At 60.5% G+C, this 25,402-nt stretch carries 20 protein-coding genes; 12 read left to right on the top strand and 8 right to left on the bottom strand.

The window, feature by feature from the left end; translation table 11 throughout:
• Window positions 1-33: 33 nt before the first annotated feature.
• Window positions 34-1,932, bottom strand: a complete 1,899-nt coding sequence (locus FPL22_RS08305) for a polysaccharide lyase family 20 protein (RefSeq protein WP_144229664.1) — start codon at window positions 1,930-1,932, stop codon at window positions 34-36.
• A 184-nt stretch (window positions 1,933-2,116) separates the two neighbouring features.
• Between FPL22_RS08305 and FPL22_RS08300 the strand changes: the two genes are divergently transcribed.
• Genes FPL22_RS08300 through FPL22_RS08290 form a run of 3 tightly spaced genes read left to right on the top strand, consistent with a single transcriptional unit; the run spans window position 2,117 to window position 7,520 of the window.
• On the top strand, window positions 2,117-5,548 hold the full coding sequence (locus FPL22_RS08300) for a hypothetical protein (RefSeq protein WP_144229662.1): 3,432 nt from the start codon (window positions 2,117-2,119) through the stop codon (window positions 5,546-5,548).
• Complete coding sequence (locus FPL22_RS08295; RefSeq protein ID WP_144229660.1) at window positions 5,545-6,339, top strand: hypothetical protein; 795 nt, start codon at window positions 5,545-5,547, stop codon at window positions 6,337-6,339. Before FPL22_RS08300 ends, FPL22_RS08295 begins: the two co-directional genes overlap by 4 nt.
• 59 nt (window positions 6,340-6,398) lie before the next feature.
• Window positions 6,399-7,520: a PEP-CTERM sorting domain-containing protein gene (locus FPL22_RS08290; RefSeq protein ID WP_144229658.1), complete on the top strand. Its 1,122-nt coding sequence runs from the start codon at window positions 6,399-6,401 to the stop codon at window positions 7,518-7,520.
• A gap of 9 nt (window positions 7,521-7,529) precedes the next feature.
• Here FPL22_RS08290 and FPL22_RS08285 read toward each other — a convergent pair whose 3' ends face one another.
• Window positions 7,530-8,645 (bottom strand): LacI family DNA-binding transcriptional regulator, encoded by a 1,116-nt coding sequence (locus FPL22_RS08285; protein WP_144229656.1) that lies wholly within the window; start codon window positions 8,643-8,645, stop codon window positions 7,530-7,532.
• 84 nt (window positions 8,646-8,729) lie between these two features.
• Window positions 8,730-9,722, bottom strand: coding sequence for a hydroxyacid dehydrogenase (locus FPL22_RS08280; RefSeq protein WP_144229654.1), 993 nt, complete (start codon window positions 9,720-9,722; stop codon window positions 8,730-8,732).
• Between the two features lie 259 nt (window positions 9,723-9,981).
• On the opposite strand from FPL22_RS08280, the gene rny reads away from it, so the two are divergent.
• Both rny and queF read left to right on the top strand, forming a co-directional pair.
• Entirely contained in the window at window positions 9,982-11,562 is a 1,581-nt protein-coding gene (rny, locus tag FPL22_RS08275) for a ribonuclease Y (protein WP_238991344.1), read from the top strand.
• A gap of 140 nt (window positions 11,563-11,702) precedes the next feature.
• On the top strand, window positions 11,703-12,086 hold the full coding sequence (gene queF / locus FPL22_RS08270; protein ID WP_144229652.1) for a preQ(1) synthase: 384 nt from the start codon (window positions 11,703-11,705) through the stop codon (window positions 12,084-12,086).
• 155 nt (window positions 12,087-12,241) lie between these two features.
• On the opposite strand, the gene FPL22_RS08265 is transcribed toward queF, so the two are convergent.
• Both FPL22_RS08265 and FPL22_RS08260 read right to left on the bottom strand, forming a co-directional pair.
• Window positions 12,242-12,979 (bottom strand): hypothetical protein, encoded by a 738-nt coding sequence (locus FPL22_RS08265; RefSeq protein ID WP_144229650.1) that lies wholly within the window; start codon window positions 12,977-12,979, stop codon window positions 12,242-12,244.
• 18 nt (window positions 12,980-12,997) lie between these two features.
• Entirely contained in the window at window positions 12,998-13,741 is a 744-nt protein-coding gene (locus FPL22_RS08260; RefSeq protein ID WP_144229648.1) for a hypothetical protein, read from the bottom strand.
• Window positions 13,742-13,998: 257 nt separating this feature from the next.
• On the opposite strand from FPL22_RS08260, the gene FPL22_RS08255 reads away from it, so the two are divergent.
• The gene (locus FPL22_RS08255; RefSeq protein ID WP_162525231.1) at window positions 13,999-14,679 is read left to right on the top strand and encodes a DUF2059 domain-containing protein; all 681 of its coding nucleotides are present in this window, start codon (window positions 13,999-14,001) and stop codon (window positions 14,677-14,679) included.
• Here FPL22_RS08255 and hisN read toward each other — a convergent pair whose 3' ends face one another.
• A complete protein-coding gene (gene hisN, locus FPL22_RS08250) occupies window positions 14,680-15,444 on the bottom strand; it encodes a histidinol-phosphatase (protein WP_144229644.1) in 765 nt (254 codons plus the stop codon). It abuts the gene before it with no gap.
• 125 nt (window positions 15,445-15,569) lie between these two features.
• On the opposite strand from hisN, the gene FPL22_RS08245 reads away from it, so the two are divergent.
• The 3 genes from FPL22_RS08245 to FPL22_RS18095 are packed head-to-tail and all read left to right on the top strand — an operon-like array spanning window position 15,570 to window position 18,563.
• Complete coding sequence (locus FPL22_RS08245) at window positions 15,570-16,235, top strand: 3'-5' exonuclease (protein ID WP_144229642.1); 666 nt, start codon at window positions 15,570-15,572, stop codon at window positions 16,233-16,235.
• Window positions 16,192-17,001 carry a glycerophosphodiester phosphodiesterase gene (locus FPL22_RS08240; RefSeq protein ID WP_238991343.1) on the top strand — a complete coding sequence of 270 codons (810 nt, stop codon included), beginning with the start codon at window positions 16,192-16,194 and terminating at the stop codon, window positions 16,999-17,001. The genes FPL22_RS08245 and FPL22_RS08240 overlap by 44 nt, the downstream gene beginning before the upstream one ends.
• A 2-nt stretch (window positions 17,002-17,003) precedes the next feature.
• Complete coding sequence (locus FPL22_RS18095) at window positions 17,004-18,563, top strand: glycerol-3-phosphate dehydrogenase/oxidase (protein ID WP_144229638.1); 1,560 nt, start codon at window positions 17,004-17,006, stop codon at window positions 18,561-18,563.
• On the opposite strand, the gene FPL22_RS08230 is transcribed toward FPL22_RS18095, so the two are convergent.
• On the bottom strand, window positions 18,538-19,200 hold the full coding sequence (locus FPL22_RS08230) for an HAD family hydrolase (RefSeq protein WP_144229636.1): 663 nt from the start codon (window positions 19,198-19,200) through the stop codon (window positions 18,538-18,540). The two genes, FPL22_RS18095 and FPL22_RS08230, sit on opposite strands and share 26 nt — an antisense overlap.
• 135 nt (window positions 19,201-19,335) lie before the next feature.
• Here FPL22_RS08230 and pepF point away from each other — a divergent pair, with 135 nt between their 5' ends.
• The 3 genes from pepF to FPL22_RS08215 all read left to right on the top strand — a co-directional run bounded on the left by pepF (window position 19,336) and on the right by FPL22_RS08215 (window position 23,768).
• Entirely contained in the window at window positions 19,336-21,180 is a 1,845-nt protein-coding gene (gene pepF, locus FPL22_RS08225; protein WP_144229634.1) for an oligoendopeptidase F, read from the top strand.
• Window positions 21,181-21,301: 121 nt separating this feature from the next.
• Window positions 21,302-23,059 (top strand): choice-of-anchor I family protein, encoded by a 1,758-nt coding sequence (locus tag FPL22_RS08220; RefSeq protein ID WP_162525230.1) that lies wholly within the window; start codon window positions 21,302-21,304, stop codon window positions 23,057-23,059.
• Window positions 23,060-23,102: 43 nt separating this feature from the next.
• A complete protein-coding gene (locus tag FPL22_RS08215) occupies window positions 23,103-23,768 on the top strand; it encodes a lamin tail domain-containing protein (protein WP_144230287.1) in 666 nt (221 codons plus the stop codon).
• 12 nt (window positions 23,769-23,780) lie between these two features.
• Here FPL22_RS08215 and FPL22_RS08210 read toward each other — a convergent pair whose 3' ends face one another.
• Window positions 23,781-25,355, bottom strand: a complete 1,575-nt coding sequence (locus FPL22_RS08210) for an FAD-dependent oxidoreductase (protein ID WP_144229630.1) — start codon at window positions 25,353-25,355, stop codon at window positions 23,781-23,783.
• Window positions 25,356-25,402 lie beyond the last annotated feature (47 nt).

Genomic DNA, 25,402 nt, shown 5'->3' with positions numbered 1-25,402 from the left:
GCGCGCGTTTGCGAGGAAGGGAACCGTGAGGGTTTATTCTTTGACGGGCTTGGGGGCGTAGGCGGCGGGATCGACCATTTTGTAGGTCGAAGATTCGCCGAGGGCCATGCGGGCGGAGTCGACGTAAAGGATGGCGCCCTCCTCGGTGCCGCGCCATTTGCCGCCGCCCTTGTAGGTGCCGAACTTGAAGTAAGGGCCCTTGTCCTTGTCGTCATACCAAGTCGTGCCCTTGAAATCGATGGCGAGCTTGCCGTCCTTGTAGAGCTTGAGCCAGCCGCCCTTGCCGGGGCCCTGCCAGTTGACCTCCATGACAAAGTCGTTCCAGCGGCCGCGCATCTCGTCCACGTCGCATATATCGATGTAGGTGGCCTTGCTCGTCCAGCCGTCGTCGCCTTGGGCGAGAAGCTTCAAGTGAAGTTTGCCCTTGGAGATGGTTATGCAGGTGGGAGGACCGCCGTCCTTGGGGGACTCGCGTCCGCTGCCCCAGCTGTGCCACTGGGTGATGATGCTGAAGAAGGTCTGCGCATCGAATTCCTTTGGGATATAAATGCTCCAGCCGTAGCGGGCGACGCCGTAGGCATCGGAGCGGTAGCCGGGGACCTCGGCGCGATGTTTGTCGGCCTTGATGGCGATCTTGGCGGAGTATTTGCCTTCGCGGACGGGACCCTCGGCGGCAGTGATGACGGTCACGTCGCCGCCTTCGGCCTTGCCTTGGTGGCCTTGGGAAAGGTCGCCAGTTTCGAAATCAATCACCGAGGCCAGGCCTGCGGGAAGCGGTTTGGCAACCACGGGAGCGGCGACAGGGGCAGCCGAGCCTGCGGCCGGCGCATCGGCGGTGAGGGAGATCTGGTTTACGACGACATCGGCGACGCCGATCTTCGGGCAATAGAGCCAGACCTTGACCCACTTGGCGCCGGCGGGGGCGACTCCGATGGTCTGGGTCGTTTTGCCGGCGGCGGCATGGCTGGATTTGTCGGACAGCTGGATGGACTTCAGATCGCCCGGCTTGTTGGGGATCTTCGGCGCGAAGATGAGATTAAGACCGACACCTCCGCTGCCGGAAACCGTGGCGGACGCGGTGTAGCGCAAGCCTTCCTGGACAGGCACCCACTGTTCCAGGCCCAGACCGGCGTTTTTGTCATTATCCTTGAATACAAGTCCGCCGCCGGGGGCGGGGGCGAGGACGAGCGTGTCGCCGTTGCCGGGAGGGTAGGGATTCCAGCCGTCGGGAGTGCGGTCGCCGTCGGCATCGGTGAAGGTGGCGTTTTTGAGCAGGTTGCCTGCGGGCGCGGGGCCGACGGATGCGGAGACAGCGGCGGGGGCTACGGCTGCCGGCGACGGCGTCGCGGCAGACGCGGCGGGAGCGGCGGCGGTCGTGTCAATCACCGGTGCGTCCGTGGCGGACAATGCGATGCTTTCAACGACGACATCGGTGGTGCCGATCTTCGGGTAGTAGAGCCAGACTTTCATCCATTTGGCTCCGGCGGGGGCGACGGCGATGACCTCGCTGGTCTTGCCGGCTTCGGCCCGGACGGACTTCTCGGCGAGTTTAACTTTGCTCAGGTCGCCGGGGCGGTTGGGGATGTTCGGCGCGAAGATGAGATTGAGATTAACCGCGCCGGTGCCGGAGACGGTGGCGGAGGCGGTGTAGCGGTGGCCTTCCTTGACGGCGATCCACTGCTCGAGACCGAGGCCGTTGTTCTTGTCATTATCTTTGAATACAAGGCCGCCGCCGGCTTTGGAGGCGAGGACGAGGGTGTCGCCGTTGCCGGGAGGGTAGGCCTTCCAGCCATCGGGGTCACCGTCGCCGTCGGCATCGGTGAACGTCGGGTTTTTAACCAGATTTGCAGTTTGGGCGACGAGCGCGGTGGCGCCGAGGCAGAGAGTGGCGAGGAGCAAGCCGCGCCGCCAGCAGGGTAGGGTTTGGTTCATGGGTAAAGGGAACGGGGAACAGCGGCGGACGTTGCAGGTGCAACTAAAGGACAGCAAAGACCGGTTTGGATTACGCGTAAACTTTTGGTTCGTTTGCGAATGATTTTCTGATGCGATGAGTTGCAGGCACTCCCGCTGACAGCAGCGAAATCCCACCCCGGATACAGTGCCTTCTCCTTTCTCAGTGTCCCGTCGCTCCACCCCGAGTCTTCCCGTTCGCCGCCGGCTGCGCGCATCCGCAAGTCGTGACGGGTTCGCGTTGTTGATCACGATTACTCTACTCGCATTTCTCGTGTTGCTGCTGGTGTCGCTGGCGTCGTTGACGCGTGTGGAAACCCAGGTGGCTGCGAACAACACGCAGCTGGCCCAGGCGAGGGCAAACGCGCTCTTCGCCCTCAATCTCGCTGTCGGCCAGTTGCAGAAATATGCGGGTCCCGACCAACGCGTGACTGCGCGGGCGGATATTCAGACGGCGAATACAGGCAACCCGTTGTGGACGGGCGTGTGGGACTCGCGTCCTGCCAGTGCCGCCAATCCGACGCATGCGGTTGCCCCGTCTTCTAACACACCACTCGCGTGGTTGGTGAGCGGCAATGAGACTAACGGAACGGCGTTGACGCCGGTGACGCCGGCCGTGGTTGTGCCTGCAACCAACAATGACGCGGTGTGGCTTGTAAAGAAATCAGTCGGTAACGATATTTCGGATACGAGTGTATATCCGTCCGATATGGGCGTGCGTCTTGCGAAGAGCTTGATCAAGGCTGCGCCCAGTCTGGTGCCGGGAGCTGGCTCCGCAGGCGCCGATGTGACCATTGGCGCTTATGCCTGGTGGGTGGGTGATGAAGGCGTGAAGGCCAGGGTCAATTTGTCTGATCCGTATCGCAGCGCTGCCAACACCGCGGTCGAGGCGGCTTACCGGCGCGAAGCTGCGCCGAAACCTGATGCAACGCTGCTCGTCGGGACTGCTTATCAGACAGCTTTCGCCAACCCGACTGTGGCGTTTGACGCTTTAAGAGAGAGCGTATTGTCGCTTGATCAACTGCCCTTGTTGCACGCAGATCTGGCCGGTGTCGATGGACGCAAGCAGACGGGGGGATATTTCCATGACTTGACCTCGGTGGGGCAGGGCGTGCTGGCAGATACCCTGCGCGGTGGTTTGCGCCGCGACCTGACGCGCGGGCTGGCGGCTCCGCCCACGGCGGCAATTGGAACCAGCGAAATCGGTGAGGATGTCGCGGTGTTCACACTGCCAACCCCCGGACCTTACGGACGCACTGCGCTCACGGGGACTTGGACTCCTTCCAATATATCCAGTGGCGGAACCAACAGTGGCGAGCCCCATGCACCAACGTGGAGCGAGGTGCGCGCGTGGACAAATACCCGTGTGCCGGCTGGAGGCTCCGCGATGAGCCCCGTTGCGGCTCCGCTGGTTGCGGTCACTCGTAACGGCATCACGATTCCGTCCACAAGCGGTCACGCAATCATGCCGGTCGTGACGCTGCTTGAGCTCGGCTACGGTCTCGATGTGGACGACGTGGGCCGCACCTACCGCATCATGATACGTCCGGTGGTGGTTCTCATGAATCCTTACAACGTGACGTTGAATGCGGCCACTTACAGCGTGACCTATCAGTCGTCGGTGACCAGCGACTCGCACCTGACGTTCAGGATGACGCAGGGAAGCCTGCCGGCGCATCCATCCATGGATCATTTTCTGTCGGCGGGCACGGGCGGGTTGGTGGCGGTCAATCCAGGCAGCGGGGACCGGCGGATGTCATTTAACATCACGGACAGTTTTGGCCCCGGTGAGGTTCGTGTCTATTCGTTGCCGGCGACGGGAAGTTTTCAGGTTAATGACGGAGTCTTTAATCTCGCCCCAGGTTTGACCACCAACCGGGCTTACTTGGAGACCGGCACGGCGGTGCCCACGGGTTATGATCCAGCCTTGCGCGACACCACCAGCATCCAGTGGTCGAAAATCCCGGCGGATCATCCCCGCATCAGCCTTTCACTTGGAGCAGCGACTGCGACAACGGTCGCCGTGCCATCGACCACTGCACGTTATATTCAAACCGCTTCGAGTTATCTCTACGGGACCAACGCCAGCCCGAAGAATGTGACCGCGTTGTTGGGAACCGGTGCGGCGGGTGCAGCCCGACAGATGCGCACGCTTCGCTACACGCTGAGGCATGCGGAGCTGAATCTGCTGGCTTATCCCAACACCAACATGATCACACAGGGGGAGACAGGCACAGCGCCCACCGATACGGTGTCGGGTGCCCGGTTTCTAATCGATGGCAATCCTCGCGCGATCATCTCGCAACGGCTTGGCGGCCGGGATGACGTGGCCCATTATGCGGTGCAACTTCTGAACGGATCCGGTTATTCGGATATCGACTATGAGCAGGCCGGCGCAAGCACGCTCGGCTTCTGGGGCGGTTCGATGGAGAGCGCCGATGGCTCCAATTACTCCATTCTCTTCGACGTGCTGCGTGCTAATGAGGAAGTTGTTTCTCTTGGACGGCTCGGACAGGTCAATTGGGGCGTCGATGGCAAACACCCCGCTTATCCGCTCGGCAATAGTTTTGCCTCCATCTTTTATCCGGCGGGTTCGCCCGATTACGGCTATGCGCTCAACGAGGCGCTGTGGGACCGGTTTTTTGTTTCCTCGTTGCCGACATCCCTGGCGGCGCGTCCGGCGAATTTACCCAACTCGCGTTTGCGGTTTCACGATCCGGCAGGTGCCTCGAATTCCCTCACATCGTTGGAGGGCGAAGCGGGTTATCAACTCGCCGCGGCGCGTCTGATGATCGACGGCGCATTCAACATCAACTCGACTTCGGTTGAGGCGTGGTCGGCGTTTCTCGGCAGCGTGCAGGCAGCGGATTATGCCTATGCGACGCAGTCGGGCAATCGCACGGACAATGCTGTGCGGCCCTTCCCTCGGCTGCGTAATTTTCATGAAGCCGATCCGACGGAAGTTTCGGGCGATATGAATGAATGGACCGGTTATCGCCGGTTGAGCGGTGCGCAGCTTAAGCAACTCGCCGCGAAGATCGTGGATGGCATCAAGGCGCGTGGACGCCCGGCGCGCAGTCTGGCCGAGTTCATGAATCGCGATCTGTCCAAGCCTTCGACCGATACGCTTAACCAGATGGGGGTCGTGCAAGCGGCGATCGATACGGTGATCAATACCGACAAGCCCGCCTCGGGCGGACCCGGCCTGACTGATCTGCCGGGACTAAACATCTCCAGGATCGTGCCGACGGCTTTCAGCATTGCAGATAATCCCGACGCGGCGCGCGGGAAATTACGCTCGGCAGGTGCGCCGGGTTTCCTGCTGCAAAGCGACTTGCTCACACCGCTCGCGCCGGCGATGTCGGCCCGTTCGGACACGTTTCGCGTGCGCACTTATGGTGAGACGCGCAATCCGGCGACGGGTGAGATTTCCGGACGTGCCTGGTGCGAGGCGGTTGTGCAACGGCTGCCTGAGTTTGTGGGCGGCGAGGCTGCGGAATTGCGAATCGATGCCGCGGCACTCGGTGCGAACAGCAAGGCCTTTGGCCGCAAATTTATCATCACTCAATTCAGGTGGCTCGGCCCCGGCGAAATATGAAACCGTCTCGTTTTTACCTTTTGTTTTATCCGTTCTTAATGGCGGTGTCCGTCCTCGTGACCAAGGCGCAAGAGCCCGTTCCAGTCGCGCCCAAGCCGGAAATCCGGTTCACGGCGCTGGCCTGGGATGTCTTCGATCCGGACGAAGAGCTGGTGCTTAATTACACGCACAAAAAGAAACTCAAACCGGTGCAGATCCCGTGGCGCGACCGGTCGCAGGCGTTGCCGCTGGAGGGGGCTGGCGAGTTGGTTTTCACACGCACCGTGCAGCGCGAGGGCAAGCCGGTCGAGGTGCCGGTGGCAACGGCGATTATCCCGGAAGGAATGACGCGGGCGCTGCTGGTGTTTGGAAAAAATGCCCGGCCGGCCGCGGGAGAATCGGCGATCCGAGTCATGGTGATCGACGACAGTTACCCGGTGTTCCCAGGCCAGTCGGTGCGCTTGCTCAACTATTCGCGGATGAGCCTCGGTGGTTCGGTGGGCGTGCAAGCCTTTGAGGTCGCGCCGGGCCGGGATCAAGTGGTGCCAGCGAGTCTGCCAGAGGAAAACCGGTTGCTGCCGTTCAAGCTGGCGCGTCGTGACGAAGCCGGTGCGTGGAAAAAACTACGATCTACGGGTCTCCCGATGACGGCAGGGCTGCGGGTGCTGGTATTTTTGATCGATGATCCGATGCGCCCGGGCCGTGCGGAAATGGTGCTGTTGAGGGATCGCGTGGAAATCGAGCCCCAGGCGCCGGCACAGGACTTGGTGGCGGGAGTTTCAGGTTTACGGGTAAACCCCCGCATCCGTTGAATTTTACCCTTAGAGATCTTTGCTCGGTGAAACCCCTGCGTTGGCTACCCCTTTTCCCCATGAAAGCTCTCAATACCCCGTTGATTTCTTCGGTCGCGTTCGTCCTCCCCGCCATAGCGATGTCGCTCGCCCTGCTGGTTACGCCATCGGCGCAGGCTACGGACTACACCTATACCGCGACCGGTGTGACCAATTGGTCGGCGGGTGCTTGGACTTCAGCCACCCCTTCCAGTAGCTTGGACAATGAGCTTTTTTTCACTGCGGCTACCGGTCAGCGTATGGTTACGACCAACAACTTGGGCGCTGGTTTTCAGTTGAACAAGCTCAGCATCAACAACACCTCGAGCAATTCAAACGGCCAAAATTTTAGCGTAGCAGGTAACAGCCTCGATTTTGTCAAAAACAGCAGCAATGCACTGCCGACCATCGTGCTCGCAAAAAGCAACAATAGTGCGGGCACGACCACGATTTCCGTCGCTTTTACGGTGACCGATGCACTCACCGTCACGTCGACGGTCAATACCAGCTCACCGAACGCCAACTCGACGATCATCTCGAGCATCATCACCAACAACGCGGGGATCACGTTCAACGGAGCCGGCACGAATACCATTACTTTGGGCAACACCGGCACGGGAATCGTTTCCGGTCTGGGCGGAATCACCGTGAGCGGTTCCTACAACGTGAACATGCTCGGCAATAATTCCTACACGGGCGCGACCACGGTTTCTTCCGGCACGCTGACCTTGGGGAATAACAATCGTATCGCCGATGCCAGCAATCTGGTCATGTCGGGCGGCACGTTTGCGACCGCCGGTTTCAGCGAGACATTGGGGACGCTCAGCGTCTTGACCGCTGCCTCGGTCATTGATCTCGGATCTGCTGCATCGGCGTTGGTTTTCAGTGACAGCAGTGGCGTGGCGTGGGACCCATCCATTGGCCTGAGCTTTATCAATTTCGACGCTGGCGTGGACAGTATCAAGATCGGCACGAATTCCAACGGCCTCACGGTGACGCAACTTGGACAGATCACCATCAACGGTCTGGCGGCGACGATCGATTCCAACGGCTTTCTGGCCATTTCCGCCATTCCCGAGCCGACGACTTATGCGGCGTTCGTCGGTGCGCTTTCGCTGGGTTGGGTGGCGGCGCGGCGCAAACGGCGCGCTTACGCAGTCTGAGCACGTTACTCAGAGTGCATTGTTTTTGGTGCGCTTGCGACCTGCGGGCTTGATCAGACGCACAGCCGGTTCTTTGGCTGTGGTCGCGAGGGTGGCGCCTTCGTTCCAGAAGCCGTCGATCAGCATGACGCGGGGGTGGGCGGGAATGCCGGCGTCGTTGTGCTGGAGTTGTGATACGACCAGATCCACGGCGGCTTCGCCGATGGTGACGTTGTTTTGATTGATTCCGCTGATGTGCGCGATGGAGGCATCTTCGGCGTCGGGATAACTAAGGGTGACCAGACTGATGTCTTCAGGGATGCGTTTACCCAGCGAAGGCAACCATTTGAGGAACTCGAAATTCGGGCTGATGATGACATCGGGGCGGTGCGCGCCGAGCCATTTGGGCAGCAGGTCTTCGAGCCGGTCCGGGGCGAGCAGCACAGGCAGGCGGTCTTTGGCGGGGATGAACTGCTGCCAGGCGAGGTAGCCGGCCAGCCAGCTGTGGTTCACGCGGGCATCGGTGTTGGCGGGAAGGGCGAAACCGATGCGTTTAAAGCCGCGTTGGAGACATTCGGTGAGGGCGCGCGTCATGCCTTCGCGAAGGTTCGCCGCGGCGCGGTGGAGGCGGGGCTCGGTGAAGCTGTAGCCGATGGTCGCGCAGGAAAAATGCGCCCAGTCGATATCGAGACGAGTGCCGGGATCGGCGACCGGGGGGATGACCAGACCACGGATGCCGCGCGCACGGAGCATGCGGGTGAGTGCGGCGCCGTTCATGCGCGGGGCGAGGGCCCAGAAGGTTTCGATCTTGTAGCCGAGGGCGGCGGCGCGGGCGACGGCGCCTTGATGATAAAGTTTATGCACCCAGTGCTTGGACCAGCCGTCACGGGTGGGGAAGGCGGTGACCCAGGCGATGGTCGAGTGATAGTTGGCGGGGCGCGAGGAGCGCAGGTTGGCCATGAGCGTCTGCACGAGCGGATTCGGCCGGTAGCCCATTTTATCGGCGAGGGCGCGGATGCGTTCGCGGGTGGCGGCTGAGATTTTTTCGTTACCCCGCAGGGCGAGGGAGACGGTCATCTTCGAGACCCCGGCGACCTTGGCCAGTTCGCTCATGGTGAGAGCGGTGCTGGGGTTGTTTGAGGACATGGCGTGGGGTGACGTTGAGGCGAGGCTGGTTGCGGTCGGGGTCCTGTCAACGATCCGCGGGCACGGTGCGCGGGGCTGTCCGGCTCAAGCGAGGGTGAGGGATTTTTCCTCGGAGATGGCCCACTGAAGTTTTTCGCCGCGGTTCCAGCGGTCGAATTCATCGATCATCAGGCGGCCCATGCGCCGGCATTCACGATCCCGCGAGCCGGCGATGTGCGGAGTGAGGATGATGTTGGGCAGGGAAAACAACAGGGAGTCTGGAGCGGGGGGCTCAGGCCAGATGACGTCGAGCAAGGCGGTGAGATCGGGGCGGCGTTGCAGCACCTCGCACATCTCGTTTTCGCGAATGACCGCGCCGCGGGCGGTGTTGATGAAGCTGGCTCGAGGTTTCATCAGTTCGAAGTGGCGGCCTTGGATCATGCCCTCGGTTTCCTTGAGCCAAGGCGTGTGCAAGCTGACCACGTCGCATTGACGGAAAATATCATCGAGTGAAACCAGTTCGACGCCGAGACGGTCGGCCTCGTCGGAGGTCACGTAGGGATCATAGGCCAGGACCTCCAGATCGAAGGCGCGCAGACGGTCACGGACCAGGCGTCCAATCATGCCGAGGGAGATGAGTCCGATCTTGCTGCCGTAGGCGCCGGCGCAGGGGATGCGTTCGGTGAGGCGGCCGAGGCGTTTGATCTCGCCGGCGTGAAACCAGTAGTTTTTCAGGCTGAGCAGAATGGTCGCCAGCGTATATTCGGCCACGGGCACGGCGTTCATCGCATAGGCGCTGGAGACGGCGATGTCGCGCGCCCAGAACTCGTCGCTGGTGAAGTAGCGAATGCTGCCCGCGCCATAAAACACGGCCTTCAACCGCTGTGCCGTCGCGAGAAAGGCGACATCCATCTTGGGCGCCCCCCATCCGGAAAAAATAACATCCGCCTGCGCCAACAGATCCGGGCGGCTGAGGGCTTCGTCCCGGGTCATGGGTTTGGCCAGCAGGCGCACGCGACTGGAGATCGCCTCCAGATGCTCCTGCCCATAGATCCGTTCGTAGGCGTGCGAATCGAGGATGATAAGGCCTTGGTGCATGAAAAAAGGGGTGCCCTATGGGCATCCTAAACAGGGGCAGGTCACAATTGTGCCCGAGGTTTACCCGTAAAACCGTGGTCATGCGGAAACGGGCGAAGCAACGGTGCCGTAGGTGGTGGACGAAAGGTCTGGAAGGCGGTTTTCCGAAAACAGGCCGATCAAGGCCACCCCGACACGCGAACCGGCATGCCGGCGGTGCTGAGACGCATTGGCATTGCGGGGTTGAACTTTGGCCGCTGACCCGCACCATCCGGCTTCCTTGAATTCAGCCGGTCCCGATATTTACGTTAACCTACTGGCCGCAGCCGACCCGACGTGGTGGACGCTTGCGGCGGCGATTACCATCGGCGTGAGCGCCGGTTTCCTGGCCGTGTGGTTGATCACCCGGCACACGCGCACCTCCGCCGTTGACCGCGCCGCCGAGATGATGGAGGTCGCCCGTCGCGAAGCCGCCGTGGCCACCCAAGAGATCAAGCAACACGCCGAGGAGGAACTTGTGGCCAAGCGGGCCGAGGTGAACCGCGAACTCGACCGTCGCGAAATCGAGAGTGAAGTGAAGTTGCGCGAAATCCGCGCGCACGAGGAATCCCTGGGTCTGCTCGATTACCAAATGGAGCAAAAGGCCGAGCGCCTCGCCCGCGAAAACTCCGCCATCACACAGGCCCGCGACGCCATCCGCACCCTTTCGAAGTCCCTCCGCAAACGCCTTGAAGGCGTTTCCCAGATGGATGCCGAGGAGATCAAGCGAGCCCTCCGCGAAGAAGTTCAGCTGGAGTGTCAGGACGAGTTGCGCGCGATGCGCCACCAGATTCTGGATCGTTCGGAACAGGATCTGAACAACGAGGCCAAGCGCATCCTGATCACCGCGATGCAGCGGCTCGCCTCGAAGCCCAACAACGACATCACGGCAACGATCGTGCAGTTGCCCAGCGAGGAGATGAAGGGCCGCATCATCGGCCGCGAAGGTCGCAACATTAAGTCCTTCGAGGCCACCACGGGGGTGACGCTGCTGATCGATGAATCACCGCAGATGGTGCTCATCTCGTCCTTTGATCCCGTGCGCCGTGAAATCGCCCGCATCGCCTTGGAAGGGTTGGTCAAAGACGGTCGCATTCACCCGGCATCCATTGAAGAGTTTTACGCCCGCGCCAAGGAAGACGTTGAGCTCAACGTCCAGCAGTCCGGTGAAGATGCGCTGCAAAAGCTCGGTATCAACGGCCTGCATCCCGAAATCATCAAGGTGCTCGGCCGCCTCAAATACCGTTTCTCTTACACGCAGAACGCTCTGGATCACTCCATCGAGGTGGGGTTCCTCTGTTCGATGCTGGCCAGTGAGACCGGGCTCGATCCGAATCTCGCGAAACGCGCCGGCCTGTTGCATGACATCGGCAAGGCGGTCGAGGGCGACTATGAGGGCAGCCACGCCTCCATCGGTGCGGCCTTGGTGAAGCGTTATGGCGAGACCCCGATTGTGGTGAACGCGATTGCCGCGCACCATGAAGAGGTGAAGCCCGAGACGGTTTACGCGGGCCTGGTGATTCTGGCCGACACGGTTTCCGCCGTGCGCCCGGGCGCACGCGCCGAGTCGATGACCGGCTACATCCAGCGTCTCGATCGCCTGGAGAAACTGGCGATGTCCATCCACGGCGTGCATCAAGCCTACGCCATTCAGGCGGGTCGTGAGGTCCGCGTGGTAGTCAACCCGCAGAGTGTCACTGACGAACAGGCGCATGACATCGCCAAGGAACTTCGCCTGCGCATCGAGTCGGAGCTGCAGTATCCGAGCACGATCAAGGTCACGGTGATCCGTGAGTCGCGCTTTACGGAGACGGCGACTTAAGGCGGAGGACGGAATACGGAGGACGGAGGACAGAATACAGAGGGCAGAGGACTGAGAACGGAGGACAGAAAAGACGGTAGACGGATGGAAATTTTGCTTCGTCTTGCCGTTTACCGTCCTCTGTATTCTGTCTTCCGACCATGGCCGACCTGAAGATCCTCGAAACCTTTCCGAATCCCGCACCGCATCGCGATTTTATCATCGCGCATACGCATCACGAATTCACGTCGATGTGCCCGATGACGGGGCATCCTGATTTCGCGACCATCACGGTGCGCTACGTGGCTGATAAAACCTGCGTCGAGCTGAAGTCGCTGAAGCTCTATTTTCACGCCTATCGCAACGAAGGCATCTTCTTCGAGGGTGCGACCAACAAGATCTGCGATGACCTCGGCAAAGTGCTCAAGCCGCGTTCGCTCACGATCATCGCCGACTTCAAGGCGCGCGGTGGTTTTTCCTCGGTCGTGACGGCTGACTACAAAGCCGCTCCGGTGAAAAAATCATCGAAGAAAGCTAGTCGCTAAACGATCGGATCTTTTTGCTTTCCTGCGTTCAGGCGCACAAAAAAACGGCGTGCCGAAAGGACGCCGTTTTTTGTGCAGTTTGTTGAAAGTAAAGACGGGTGCGTGAGGTGTGCGTGATGGTTGGCCGCGTCTCAGCCCCGTCTAGCTATCTGGAATTACCAAGTCGCTTTGGTTCGGAGCGTGTCAGGGGAAGAACTTTCGTGGATGAGTTCGTCACCTCGATAAACCCGCACCCAGATACCATAAAGCTGTCCACCGGCCGGTTTGGGACTGGTGCCTTTGTAGGCGGACTTAACGAGCGGAACAGAGGTGGTTTTGAGAATGATATTGCCGCGACTCTTGAGCGTGCCGATAGCCAAGGGGCCTGAAGCGCCGCGAGTGGGGTTATTGCTGTTGGTAAACAGCGCGTATTCGGCGCGAAGCCCCGTGAGAGGGCCGAGCAGCCGATTGGTCACGGTGACACTGTAGCCCCATTGTTCCGTAGTGGTGACGAGGATACGGGTGCGGGTCTCCATGACGGTTCTCCCGCCTCCCATTCCGTCACTGCGGAATACCTGTTCCTGATAGGTCTCGGTTGTTTCGACTTTGTTGGAGCTGAACTTTGCGCGGCTGGTGATGACTTCGATGGCGTTGGCCGGAATCGGCTTGGGCTTCGCATCTTCTAGGGCATCCCACTCATTCAGTTTTTTCTGATCTTCATCGGTGAGCAGCGAGAGCGACAGGTCAAATTGTTGTCCGTCGGAGCGCTTGATCCGCGCTTTATCGTCTTCCACGGACAACACGTCGGCCGTGATCGACCGACCCTGCTTGTCGGTTAGGGTGAAGATTTCAGCAAAGAGCGAGCTGGTGAGAACAGCGGCCAGTGCAACGAGGGATAAGCGCCGGATATACATAGTCTCAGGATGTCTGGCTCACCATTTTTCAGTGGTGCGTAATTTTTCCGGCATGGCAGCTTCGTAGACGAGCTCGTCACCAAGATAAATGCGCATCCAGATGCCAGTGAGGGTTTCGCGGCTGTTGCTGTCACCGGTCTTTGCCGAGACGATGTTGCCGTTGTATTTCATTTTCAAGGCGGAGATTGTTTCCGTGCGGAAGACGGTGCGGCCAAGCTCCGGGATGTTTTCAATCTGGCTCTGGTAGGCTTTCTTTTTCAGGCCTTCTTTTTCCTTCACATGGACGTTGTCCACAGTCGCAAAAAGCCGGTATTCCGTCCGCAGGTTGTCGATGGGCTTTGAGGTCTTGTTGATGATCGTGACGGCATAACCCCATTTCTCTTCGGTGGTCGTGCGGCCGTTTTTGACGATCTCTCCCCCGACCAGGGTGACATCGCTGTCAACCTTGATGGTTTTGAAATTGCCTCGGCTCAGTTCCACTTGAAGTGCGCCGGGAGGTAGCGATTTTTTGGATTCCTTCTCAGCCCAAGCCTTCAGTTTTGTCTGATCGTCTGCGGCGAGTGTGGAGAGCGAAACATTAAACGTCTGGCCGTCGTCACGTTTGATTTTCACCTGATCGCCGGTGACTTCGATCACATCGGCTTTGATGGAGCGGCCTTGCTTGTCGTTCAGCGTGAAGCTCTCGGCGTGGGCTGTGAAGGCTGTCAACAGGGCGGCGAGTGCCAAGGCTTTGAAAATGATCGAGCAGGAAGAAGGGTTCATGGCGGCGGGCGGATAAAATAAGCTATCCCTATGAAAAAGAATTGGATTGGCTTGATGCAAGTCCTTGGTGGATTTGATGCGAATTAATCACGGAGCGAGCCTGTGCGACGGCACGGGATGCGCCGGATTGCTTTCTTTTAGGCGTAATTCACGGTGGTTTCATGTCAAAACTACCCCGTTGGCGCGCCTTGTTTTGCTTTTTAGGGTTAGTCTCCGCGTTGTCAGCGGCAGAACCAGTGATCCCCGAGTTGAGGGGCATGCTCGCCACCGGGACGGACCGACGGTTCGCCTTGGCGATTCCTGGCGGTGATACGGCTTGGATCGGCGTGGGCGGCAAGTTTTCCGGCTGGACGCTGAGCGAATACCGCGCAGCTCAAGATGCCATCGTGTTGGTCAAAGACGGACGCGAAACGGTTTTGAAACTCTCATCGAGCACTATCGGCGCAGCCGACACCAAGGCGACGCTGGCCGATGCTGAAGAGGTTTTGAATAAAATGAAGTTCGAGGAAATGTTCGGGAAAATCATCGAACAGCAAAAGAGGTCTGTCATCGAAATGACGAAGTCCATGACCGGAAAAATGAAAGGCGCCGATTCGGCGGATGTGGCCGAGTTCCAAGCCAAGGTCATGGATATGATTTTTGCGGAGATGAAGCCGGAGGAAATGAAGATCGAGATCGCGCAAATCTACAGCGACGTCTTCACCAAGTCCGAGTTGAAGGGACTGGGCGATTTTTACGGCACACCGGCCGGTCAGGCGATGATCGACAAGCAGCCGGACGTGCAAAAAAAGACCATGGAAGTCATGATGCCGCGCATGATGGCGGGCATGGCCAAAATCGGCCCGATGACGGCCGAGTTTACGAAGCAGCAGGCTGCAAAAAAGAAAGCAGCCGCCGCCGAAGCTGCCGCGCAGGCTACGCCGGTGGTGAGCCCGTGATCAGGGATTGAGGGCCGCGATCGTCGCGGCATGAAGCGACGGGCAGGTGGCGACGGTCGAGGTGCCTTTCATCGGATCGCCGCCCTGCCAGTCGGTGATGACGCCGCCGGCGCCGCGCACCACGGGCACCACGGCGGCGAGATCCCAGAGATTCATGATCGGATCGACCGCGATGTCGGCAAAGCCGGCCGACAACAACAGGTAGCCGTAGCAATCCGCCCAGGTGCGGGTGATGCGTGCCCGGCGGGCGAAGGCCTCGTAGGCGGCCCCATTCTGGTATTTGGCGGGGTTGTAGATATCGCTGGTGAGCAGAGTGGCTTCTTCGATACGGGCGCAGTCACGCACGCGCACGGGCCGGCCGTTGAGCGTGGTGGTCGTGTTGTCGCCGATCATCAGCTGATTGAGAATCGGCTGGTGGATGGCGCCGAGCACCGGTTGGCCGTTGTGCAAAAGCGCGATGAGAGTGCCCCAGAGCGGCACGCCGGTGATGAAGGACTTCGTGCCGTCGATCGGGTCGAGGACCCAAGTGAACTCGGCATCGGGCCGGTCTTCGCCGAACTCTTCGCCGATGATGCCATGCGAGGGGAATTTTTTGGCGATCAACGCGCGCAGGAGTTGCTCCGCGCCTTTGTCGGCGGCGGTGACGGGTGAGTCGTCGGACTTGATTTCTACCGCCAGCGCGGGATTGGCAAAGTAGGGACGGATGAATTCCCCGCTTTGGATGGCGAGTTCATTCAAAAACGTGCGGTAAGGCGTAAGATCCACGATGTCTTAGAAACCACGAAACGTGCGAAACACACGAAAAAAGCCTCCCGATGCCGAGGGCAGGTAGGCGGGCGATGTGGAGTAATGTTTGGATTTCGGGTGGTTCGTGTGTTTCTTGATCCACGATGTCTTGGACCGACCAGCTCATTCATTTTGTGGATTTTGAGGGAAGCATCGCGTCCGGCATCCTCGAATACGGCGTGGTTACTTTGCGAGGGGCTGAGATCCTGGAAACGCACACACGGCTGTGCAGGGCGACGGGACGCGTGCGCACGGAAGATGCGGCGGTTCACGGGCTAGATGCCGCGACGGTTGCGGGGCACGCGCCGTTCTCCGATGATTTCGAGAAGTTCGCGCACTGGCGGGAAACTGCTCCGCTGGCCGCGCATTTTGCCAACGCTGAAAATACGTTGATCAAATCCGTCTGGCCTTATCCGCGCACCTCGCCGGATTTCGCGCGTCCGGGGGCGGTCGCGACCGACTGGGGGCCGTGGGTGGATACGGGACGGTTGTATCCGCAATTTTATCCATCGCTCGCGTCGGCGAAACTGGCCGACGTGGTGGCGGCCTTTGCGTTGCAGCCACGCCTCGATGCGCTCGCAGCCACGCATTGTCCGGCGGACCGACGTCATTACCACTGCGCGTTGTATGACGCGCTTGCCGGGGCATTGCTGCTCGCGCGACTCGCGGAGGAGCCCGCACTGGCGACACAAACCTGCGGGTGGTTGCTGGAAATGAGCACGTTGGATGGAGAAAAACGCGATGCGTTGCGCCAAGGCGGACTTTTTTGAGCCGTTGGTGTCTGGCCGTATAATGAACTCCACGGTTGAAATTGTTGCGCATCGCGGCGCCTCGCACGAGGCCCCGGAAAATACGCTGGCGTCTGTCAATTTGGGCTGGGCGCAAAATGCCGATGCTGTGGAGATCGATGTGCACCTCACGCAGGACGGCGAAGTGGTGGCGATCCATGACCCCACGCTTTTGCGGACGACTGGACGCGATGCGCGGGTGGATGAACTGACGCTTGCCGACATTCAGGGGCTCGATGCGGGCATCTGGAAAGCGGCGGCCTATCGGGGCGAACGCGTGCCGACGCTGGCCGCGGTGCTGGCCACGGTGCCGGCGGGGAAGAAGATTTTCATCGAACTCAAGGAAACGCCCGGGCTCGTGCCGGCCTTGAAGAAAGTGGCGGAACGTTCTGCCCTCGCGGCGTCGGCCATGGTGTTGATCAGCTTTGATGCGACTGCGCTGCTGGATGCAAAACACGCGCTACCTGGTTGCCGCGCACTGCTGTTGTTGGATACGCCTGAAGGTGCGCCCGAGCGGCTGCCCGAGTGGATCGCATTGTGCCAGGTCAGCGGCTTTGATGGGCTCGATGTGAGCGCCGGCTGGGCGATCGATGCGCGGCTGGTTGACCGGCTGCGGACGCATGGATTGCAGTTGCATGTGTGGACGGTGAACGACCCGCGCCGTGCCTGTGAACTCGCGCAAGCGGGGGTGGTGAGCATCACGACCGACCGCCCTGGCTGGTTGCGGAATCAACTGGCGGAGGCTTGATCATGCAACGCGCACCGATGCTCGATCAACTGCGCGCGACGGATGCGTTTGATGTTCTCATTATCGGTGGAGGAGCGACGGGCTTGGGCGCGGCAGTCGAGGCGGCGACACGTGGTTACCGGGTTGCGTTGATCGAGCGGAGTGATTTCGCGAAAGGCACCTCCAGCCGATCAACCAAGCTGGTGCACGGAGGCGTGCGTTATTTGAAGCAGGGCAACATTTCGCTTGTGCGCGATGCGTTGCGGGAACGCGGCCGGCTTTTGCGCAACGCGCCGCATCTGGCGCGTAATCAGGCGTTCGTGATTCCAAGCTATACGCGATGGAACCGGTTTTTCTATGGCACCGGACTCACCGCTTACGATTGTCTGGCGGGCGAGCTGAATCTGGGGGCTTCGCGCCGGGTGGATCGCGCGGAAGCGTTGCGGCTCCTGCCCACGGTGGAGCCTGCGGGATTGGTGGGCGGGGTCGTTTATCATGACGGCCAGTTCGATGATGCGCGACTGGCGATCAATCTGGCGCAGACGGCGGCTGATCAAGGCGCGGTGCTGGTGAATTATTGTGCGTGCACCGGTTTTATTAAGGAGTCGGGACGGATTACCGGAGTTGAGGTGTGCGATGAAGAAACCGGTGCGGAGTTCACGGTGAACGCCCGAATCATCATCAATGCGACGGGTGTGTTTGTCGATGAACTGAGGAAACTGGATGAGGCTGCGGCGGTGCCCCTGGTAACGGCGAGCCAAGGCATTCACGTGGTTTTGCCTCGCCGGTTTTTGCCGGGAGAAGCGGCGTTGATGGTGCCGAAGACTGCTGACGGGCGCGTGTTGTTTGCGGTGCCGTGGCATGATTGCGTGATCGTGGGCACGACGGATACGCCAGTGCCTCATGCCTCGATTGAACCGCGCGCACTGGATGAAGAGCGGGCATTTGTCATGGAGCACGCCCGCAAGTATCTCACGACGGATCCATCAGACGCGGACGTGCTCAGTGTGTATGCAGGACTACGGCCGCTGGTGAAGATGGCGGGCACGGGGCGCACCGCTTCGTTATCACGCGATCACACTATTGTGAACAGTGCGGGCGGATTGCTGACCATCACCGGCGGGAAGTGGACAACTTATCGCAAGATGGGCGAAGACGTCATCAATCACGCGGAAGTGTCGGCGGGCTGGCCCCGACGCGAAAGCCACACGGCGGATTTGAAGGTGCACGGTTGGATGGAGTCGGCGTCAGATGTTTATGGTTCCGATGCGGCCGCGATCCACGAGTTGGCTGGCGCAGAGACGGAGTTGAGCGAGCGGGTGCATCCGGCGTTTTCATTTCGCAAGGTCGAGGTGGTCTGGCACGCGAGGCGCGAAATGGCGCGCACGGTGGAAGATGTGCTGGCGCGGCGGACGCGCGCCTTGTTGCTCAATGCATGTGCCTCGATCGAGGCCGCGCCGGTGGTGGCCGGGTTGCTCGCACGCGAACTGGGTCGCGATGCGGCGTGGGAGCGGGCGCAGGTTTCCGCTTACACAGGGCTGGCCCGGGGCTATGTGTTTACCGACCCTGCGAGTCGCGGTTGAGAATATCTGTCAGGCTTTTCAGCGAAATATCGGCGAGTGATTCGAGTATGATACCCCCATACGGGAATTCGCAGTGACGCGTCGAAGGGTTCGGCACGACGACGACGCGCAGACCGGCGCGATGGGCGGCGACATGGCCGGGCACCGAGTCTTCGAAAGCGACGGCCTCGTTCGCATCCACGCCTAGTCCGCGCAAAGCGGCGAGGTAGACGTCGGGCTCGGGTTTGCCGATGGCGACATCGTCGCGACACGCGATGAAATCAAAAAGCTTTAGCATGCCGCGATGCGCGAGGTGGCCCTCGACGTGAGCGTGAGTGGAGTTGGAAGCGAGGCCGATCTTGAGGCCGGCATCGCGGGCGGCGTTGAGCAAAGCGAGCGCACCGGGCAGGGGCGGAGCGGCGAGCGTGAGTTGTCGTGCGGTTGTGCGATAACGTTCTTCCAGCGTGGCGCGGTCGATATCTGGGGCGTAGGCGGTCCAGTAGTCGTGCACGACATCGGTGTGGCCGACGATGTGGTGCAGAATGCCGCGGTCGGCCTTGAGCCCATCTTCATCGTGTAGCTGAACCCATGCATCGATGAGCACGGTTTCGGTGTCCACCAAGAGCCCGTCAAAATCAAATATGAGTGCGCGCAGCATAAATAATGTTTCCCACCTTTTGCGGAGGGCGGCTCGACGCAAGCGATGAAAGCATTATTAGTGGCGGGAATGAACGGCCTTTTCTCCCCTTCCTTTGTGCGCTCATTCACTCTCGCAACCGCCTCCCTTTTTCTGATGACCCACGCTCTCGCCGATACCAAACCCACGACCCGCAACCGCGCCGAGATTGCCGCCGGCTACAAATGGGACTTTGCCCCGATCTACGCCGACTGGACCGCCTGGGAGCAGGGCATGAAAGACATGGAGGCAAAGATGGAGGCGTTTGCCGCACTCAAAGGCACGCTCAAGGACGGCGCCGCCGCGATCCTGCACGCTTATCGGCTCTATGACGAAATTGGCATCATTCAGTATCGCGTCTTCCGTTATCCCCAACTCCAGCGCGACACCGACACGCGCAACCAAGAAATCGCCGGCCGTCTGCAACGCGTGCAATCGCTCTTCGCGAAATTCGGGACGGCCACCGCGTGGTTCAACCCCGAGTTGCTGGCGATTCCCGAACCTACGATGCGAGGCTGGCTCGATACCACGCCCGATCTCGCGCCCTACCGCTTTCCGATTCTCGACGCTTACCGCCAGCAACAACATGTCTTGGACGAGAAGGGCGAGAAGTTGCTCTCCTACGCCACGCGCTTCAACGAGACGCCGCGCTCCGTTTATTCGGAGCTCAGCACCTCGGACATCAAATTTCCGACGATCACGTTGTCCGATGGCAAGGAAGTCACGCTCACGCCGGGCGCATATCAGTCGATCCTCGCGACCAACTACAATCAGGCCGATCGCGCGAAGGCGTTTGAGGCCTACCTGAAAACTTACGAGGCGACCAAGAACACCTACGCGGCCATTTATCGCGGCATCCTAGAGCGCGGTTGGTTCATGTCACAGGCCCGCGATTATCCGACGACGCTGGCGCGCGCGCTCGATGGCAATGCGATCCCCGTCGAAGTTTACACCACGCTGGTCGACACCGTTCGCGCCGGCACGATGCCGTTGCAACGTTACTTCAAGCTCCGCCAAAAAATCCTCGGGCTTAAAACCTATCACCTCTACGACGGGCAGATTCCGCTCGTGAAGGACGACACGGTGTGGCCCTACCAGCCGGCCCGCGATATCGTGCGTGCTTCCGTCGCGCCGCTCGGTGCTGAGTATCAGGCGAAACTGTCCGAGCTTCTCGATGGCAACCGCCTCGATGTTTACGAAAACGAGGGCAAGCGCTCCGGTGCCTACAGCGCGGGCGTTTACGGCGTGGGCCCGTATGTGTTGATGAATTACAACGACACGCAGGACGCGGTGTTTACCTTCGCGCACGAGATGGGCCACGCGATGCACACGCGGTTGTCCGAGGAAAACCAGCCGTTTGTCACCGCGGACTACACGATCTTCGTGGCCGAGGTGGCCTCGACAATCAACGAGCGCCTGCTCCTCGAGAAACTGCTCGCCGAGAGCAAGGATCCTAAGGAGCGCTTTCTCCTGCTTCAGCACGCCATCGATTCCATCGTGGGCACGTTCTACACGCAGGTGTTGTTCGCGGACTTCGAGTATCGTGCTCATACGCTCGCCGAGAAAGGCGAGCCGCTCACGGCCGATGTGTTCAGCGAACTCTACGGCAGTCTGCTGAAGAGCTATTACGGCGAAGCGGTTTCGCTGGATGAACTTTACCGTTACACGTGGACGCGCATCCCTCATTTCTACAACTCGCCGTATTACGTCTATCAATACGCAACGTGTTTCGCTTCATCAGCGCAGCTCTACAAGACGATGAACACGGGCACGACCGGCGAACGCGCCGCCGCGACGGACCGTTATCTCACGTTGCTCAAGAGCGGCGGCAACGACCACCCGATGGAACAGTTGCGCAAAGCCGGCGTGGATCTCTCCAAGCGCGAAACCGTGCAGGCGGTGATCGACCAGATGGACGAGCTGGTCACGCGTCTCGAAGCCGAGGCGGAAAAGATCAAGTGAAGCCCGCGGGCACGGGCTCGCGTGTTAGCCTGCGTTAATTCCGTGTTACGGCGTCGCCGCGGTTTAACAATCCGTGGCGTGCATGTGCGCACAAGCTGCGCTCAATCGGTGGTTCTTTTCAATGAACCATCCAGCCCGTCTCCTTATCACCGCACTCGCAGCGGTTGCACCGTTTGCTGTTCCTGCGCATGCCGAGCTTAACTTCCTCGGTGGTGTTTCACTTCCCAACAGCGCGGAGATTCTTTCCTACGACAAGGCCACCTCGAGCCTGCTGAGCACTTACTCGTCCGCCACGGGACAGGGTGTGCAGATCTACACGCTGGGTTCCAACGGTGCGCTGGGTGCGGTGCGCAACGTCAACCTCTCCGGCGCGGCGTTTGCGCTCAATGACACTTTCTCGCTGAGCAGTGTGGTCGTGGATACGCAGAACCGCGACTTCGCGGTGGCCACGCTCATTCCCAAGGCCAACAACACCACGCAGGGCAAGGCTGTGTTCTTCCAGGTGTCCACTGGCACAGTGCTCACCACGCTGGATGTGGGTTATCATCCCGACTCGGTGACGATCACGCCCGACGGCACGCGCATCGTCATCGCCAACGAGGGCGAGGCCACGGGCAATCCCGATAATCCGTCCAACGTCAGCACGACGCCCGCTGCCGGTTCGATCAGCGTGATCAACCTTTCGGGCATCACCAACACCGCCGGCATTCAGGGACTGACCGGCTCGGCCGTGACGACGAAGACTTTCGAAGCAGCCAATCTCGCCAACGGCGTTTCCATCGAGAATCTGCGCAACAATCGCGATGTGCCCATTGCGGCCACGCTGGGCGGAGTTTCCCGTATCGCTTCCGGCGACCGTTATCTCGACATCGAGCCGGAATACATCACGACGACCAACACCACCGCCTACATTTCCCTGCAGGAGAACAATGCGATCGCCGTTTACGATCTCGCGACTGACAAGATCACGGCGATCCACGATCTCGGCACGGTTAACCAGCGCATGGATGCCTCCAACGCCGGAGGGGACGGCATCAATGTGAACGACACGGTCGCCGCGCTGCGCAGCCCCGACACGATTGCGAAGTTCGAGCGCGCGGGCACGACCTACATCGTCACCGCCAACGAGGGCGACTACCGCCCTGATGACGCCGATCGTATCACCTACGCCGCCGCCGTGACCGCCGGTCTGGTTGATCCCGCGACCAAGGCCGCGCTCGATGCCCAATACGCCGGCAATTCCACCGCTCCCGGAGCGCTCGGCAATCTGCGCATTTCAAAGATCGACGGTGACACCAATGGCGACGGCAAGATCGACGTCGTCACCACGATCAGCTCGCGCAGCATCAGCATCGTCAACGGCAATACCGGTGCGGTCGTGTTCGACAGCGGATCGATGATCGAGGATTTCGTGGCGGCCAACGATCCCACGACCTTCAACATCAACGCCGAGGGTTCCACGATGGCGAACTTCGCCGGCACGCTCGACAGCCGCTCGCGCGACAAGGGCCCGGAGATCGAAGCCGTGGCCTTTGGCTCGGTTGACGGGCATGATTACATCTTCGCCGCCGCCGAGCGTCAGAACGGTATTTTCGCCTTCGATGTCACCGATCTGAACAACATCCAGATCGTCGATTACTACAACTTGCTCACCGGCGAAAACGGCGGCGGCGATTACCGCGCCCCCGAGTCGTTGCTCTTCATTTCCGCCGCCGACAGCCCGACCGGAAAGGCGCTCCTGATCGCCGGTTTCGAAATCAGCGGATCGATTGCGGTGTTCGACCTGAGCGGAATCTCGGCGATCCCCGAGCCGGCGAGTGCCGCCGCTTTGTTGGGTGCAGCCTCCCTGGGCTTGGTGCTTTGCCGCCGCCGCCGCTGATCATTTTCCGTCCGCATACTTTAAATCCATCATCACACTTATCATGAATTATTCATCCAAACTTCTTTGCGCGCTGCTTTCATTCGGCGCGTTTACCGCGGTCGTTCGCTCCGCTCCGGTGTTAATCGTTACCGAGGCGATGTCCTCTTCGGGAACCGGCGGCACCGCCGACTGGTTCGAGCTGACCAATATGAGCGGCAGCGCCATTGATGTTACAGGTTTCAAGGTCGACGATGCCAGCAATGCCTTTGCCACTTCCCTGAGTTTGCTTGGCGTCACCTCCATCGCCGCAGGCGAGTCGGTCATCTTTATCGAAGGAGATTCCACCACGATTGCTTCGTTCAGGTCGTTCTGGGGCGGCGTGGGTTCTGTTCAGGTCGGTTCCTACAGTGGTGGCGGCATCGGGCTGAGTTCCGGAAGCGACGCGGTCAATGTGTTCGATTCCGTCGGAACGTTTATCACCGGTGCGTCCTTCGGGGCAGCAACCGAAGGACGTAGTTTTTACTACAACGGCGGCGCTTTCACCGGCAACACCACGGTACTGACCGAGGTGAGTGCCAATGGTGTGGCTGGTGCGTTTGTCTCGGCCAATGTGCTCGGCAATATTGGATCTCCCGGTGCGATCCCTGAGCCTTCCACCTACGCGGCCCTCTTTGGCGCGGGCGTGCTCGGTTTCGCACTGTTCCGTCGTCGTCGGGTTGCGGCGTGAGGTGAACCGCGATCAGCGACCGATCGGACTGCCGTCGTTGCCGTTGCCGTGGGGCAGGGCGTCGTCCCAGACGAGGACCTGCTTGCCGGCTTCGAGCCGGTTGCGGAGCTCGTCGTAGGGAACGTCCTGCACGGCGACTTGGCCTTTGATGGCGAGGGCTGCGGCGGTCGCGGCGGACTGGGCGAGCACCATAAAAACCGGCTCCATGCGGATGCTGCCGTAGGCGATGTGGGACGCGGAGAGACACACGGGAACGAGCAGATTGGTGACCTCGCCGCGTTGCGGGACGAGCGTGCGGTAGCTGATGCCGTAAGGCTTGGGCAGATGAACCTGCACGTCGCCCTCGTTGTAGACGCGGCCGTCTTTGACGAAGCGACGGCAGTTGTGCGAATCCATCGTGTAGGCGGCGAGACCGATCACGTCTTCGACGAGCGTCTTGGACAGGCAGTGCTGTTCCGTCATGACGAACGCGCCGACGAGGCGGCGGGCTTCGCGAACGTAGAGCTGGTGCGGCCAATGGCCGGTGTCGGCAAACTCATCGCGGGCGAGACCCCACGTGTTGACCTTGGCCTGCACGTCGGCGGGCACGGCGGGATCGGTGCGATAGAACCACCAGAGGCCCTGCACGTAGTTGACGTGGGCCTGAAAGATTTTTTCGCGCTCCTCGTGGCTGGCTTCGGGCCAGGCGTAATTCTCGCCGATAAAATCGCTGGAGACGGCACCGTGGTTATTGGTGTCCGTCTTGAGTCCGCGGATCATATCGAACTTCCAGAACATCTGGTCCCAGCCGGTCTTGATGTAGCGGGCGAGGAGTTCGTAGCGGGAACGATCGTAGTGCGCGGGTTGCGGGAACGGCACGCGGATGTCTTCGCGCTGCGTCATGCAAATGCGAAAGTTGTAAGCCTGCACGCGATGGTCGCCGGCGCCGGTTTCGGGTTCGCCGGGCTCGATGCCGGGAAGGAGTCCGCTGGCGGGATCGCCGGAGACGACGTAGGGATCGACGGGATTGTTGAACTGATGCTTGGGGTGGACGATGGCTCCGTTGAGCGTCTCGCCATACTTCGCGTTGCCCTCGCGGCCGACGGTGAACTTCGCGCCGGCGGCGGCGAGCAAGTCGCCTTCGTAAGAGGCATCGATGAACTGGGCGGCGCGTGCGCGGGCGCCGTGGGTGAAGCTGATCTCGGTGATGCGACCATCGGCGACGACGGCGGATTCGAGGTAATAGCCGTGGTGAACGGTGACGCCGATTTCGGCGAGCCAGTCGGTGAGCGTTTTTTCGGCGACGTGCGGTTCGAAGCGCCACTCGGCTTCGACGCCATAATGAACGCCCATGCGTTTATAAAATTCGAGGGCGATACCGCCGACGGCGGCCTTGTTGCCGAAGTCGGTGAAGCCGAGACCGCCGGAGGAAAGTCCGCCCACATGCCAGCCGGGATTGAGCAGGAGGACGCTCAACCCGTCGCGCACGCCCTGAATGGCGGCGGCGACACCGGCGGCGTTGGCGTTGTAAACGCACAGGTCGGCGGTGAGGACGGGATGATCGGGCCCAACGTGGGCGGCGGGCTTGAAATAGTAGGGGGCGGACATCGCTTCGCAGATTAAGTTTAAGGGGAAAGTTTAAGTAATAAAACCAG

This window comes from Rariglobus hedericola, from assembly GCF_007559335.1.
Taxonomy (GTDB): Bacteria; Verrucomicrobiota; Verrucomicrobiia; order Opitutales; family Opitutaceae; genus Rariglobus; species Rariglobus hedericola.
This window is presented reverse-complemented; position numbering and strand designations above follow the sequence as displayed.

What these genes read in the sequence shown, in the direction of transcription:
- FPL22_RS08305 (WP_144229664.1), bottom strand. Translation starts at nt 1,932, where the DNA reads ATGAACCAAACCCTACCCTGCTGGCGGCGCGGCTTGCTCCTCGCCACT.
- FPL22_RS08295 (WP_144229660.1), top strand. Translation starts at nt 5,545, where the DNA reads ATGAAACCGTCTCGTTTTTACCTTTTGTTTTATCCGTTCTTAATGGCG.
- FPL22_RS08290 (WP_144229658.1), top strand. Translation starts at nt 6,399, where the DNA reads ATGAAAGCTCTCAATACCCCGTTGATTTCTTCGGTCGCGTTCGTCCTC.
- FPL22_RS08285 (WP_144229656.1), bottom strand. Translation starts at nt 8,645, where the DNA reads ATGTCCTCAAACAACCCCAGCACCGCTCTCACCATGAGCGAACTGGCC.
- FPL22_RS08280 (WP_144229654.1), bottom strand. Translation starts at nt 9,722, where the DNA reads ATGCACCAAGGCCTTATCATCCTCGATTCGCACGCCTACGAACGGATC.
- queF (WP_144229652.1), top strand. Translation starts at nt 11,703, where the DNA reads ATGGCCGACCTGAAGATCCTCGAAACCTTTCCGAATCCCGCACCGCAT.
- FPL22_RS08265 (WP_144229650.1), bottom strand. Translation starts at nt 12,979, where the DNA reads ATGTATATCCGGCGCTTATCCCTCGTTGCACTGGCCGCTGTTCTCACC.
- FPL22_RS08260 (WP_144229648.1), bottom strand. Translation starts at nt 13,741, where the DNA reads ATGAACCCTTCTTCCTGCTCGATCATTTTCAAAGCCTTGGCACTCGCC.
- FPL22_RS08255 (WP_162525231.1), top strand. Translation starts at nt 13,999, where the DNA reads ATGCTCGCCACCGGGACGGACCGACGGTTCGCCTTGGCGATTCCTGGC.
- FPL22_RS08245 (WP_144229642.1), top strand. Translation starts at nt 15,570, where the DNA reads ATGTCTTGGACCGACCAGCTCATTCATTTTGTGGATTTTGAGGGAAGC.
- FPL22_RS08240 (WP_238991343.1), top strand. Translation starts at nt 16,192, where the DNA reads ATGGAGAAAAACGCGATGCGTTGCGCCAAGGCGGACTTTTTTGAGCCG.
- FPL22_RS18095 (WP_144229638.1), top strand. Translation starts at nt 17,004, where the DNA reads ATGCAACGCGCACCGATGCTCGATCAACTGCGCGCGACGGATGCGTTT.
- FPL22_RS08230 (WP_144229636.1), bottom strand. Translation starts at nt 19,200, where the DNA reads ATGCTGCGCGCACTCATATTTGATTTTGACGGGCTCTTGGTGGACACC.
- pepF (WP_144229634.1), top strand. Translation starts at nt 19,336, where the DNA reads ATGACCCACGCTCTCGCCGATACCAAACCCACGACCCGCAACCGCGCC.
- FPL22_RS08220 (WP_162525230.1), top strand. Translation starts at nt 21,302, where the DNA reads ATGAACCATCCAGCCCGTCTCCTTATCACCGCACTCGCAGCGGTTGCA.
- FPL22_RS08215 (WP_144230287.1), top strand. Translation starts at nt 23,103, where the DNA reads ATGAATTATTCATCCAAACTTCTTTGCGCGCTGCTTTCATTCGGCGCG.
- FPL22_RS08210 (WP_144229630.1), bottom strand. Translation starts at nt 25,355, where the DNA reads ATGTCCGCCCCCTACTATTTCAAGCCCGCCGCCCACGTTGGGCCCGAT.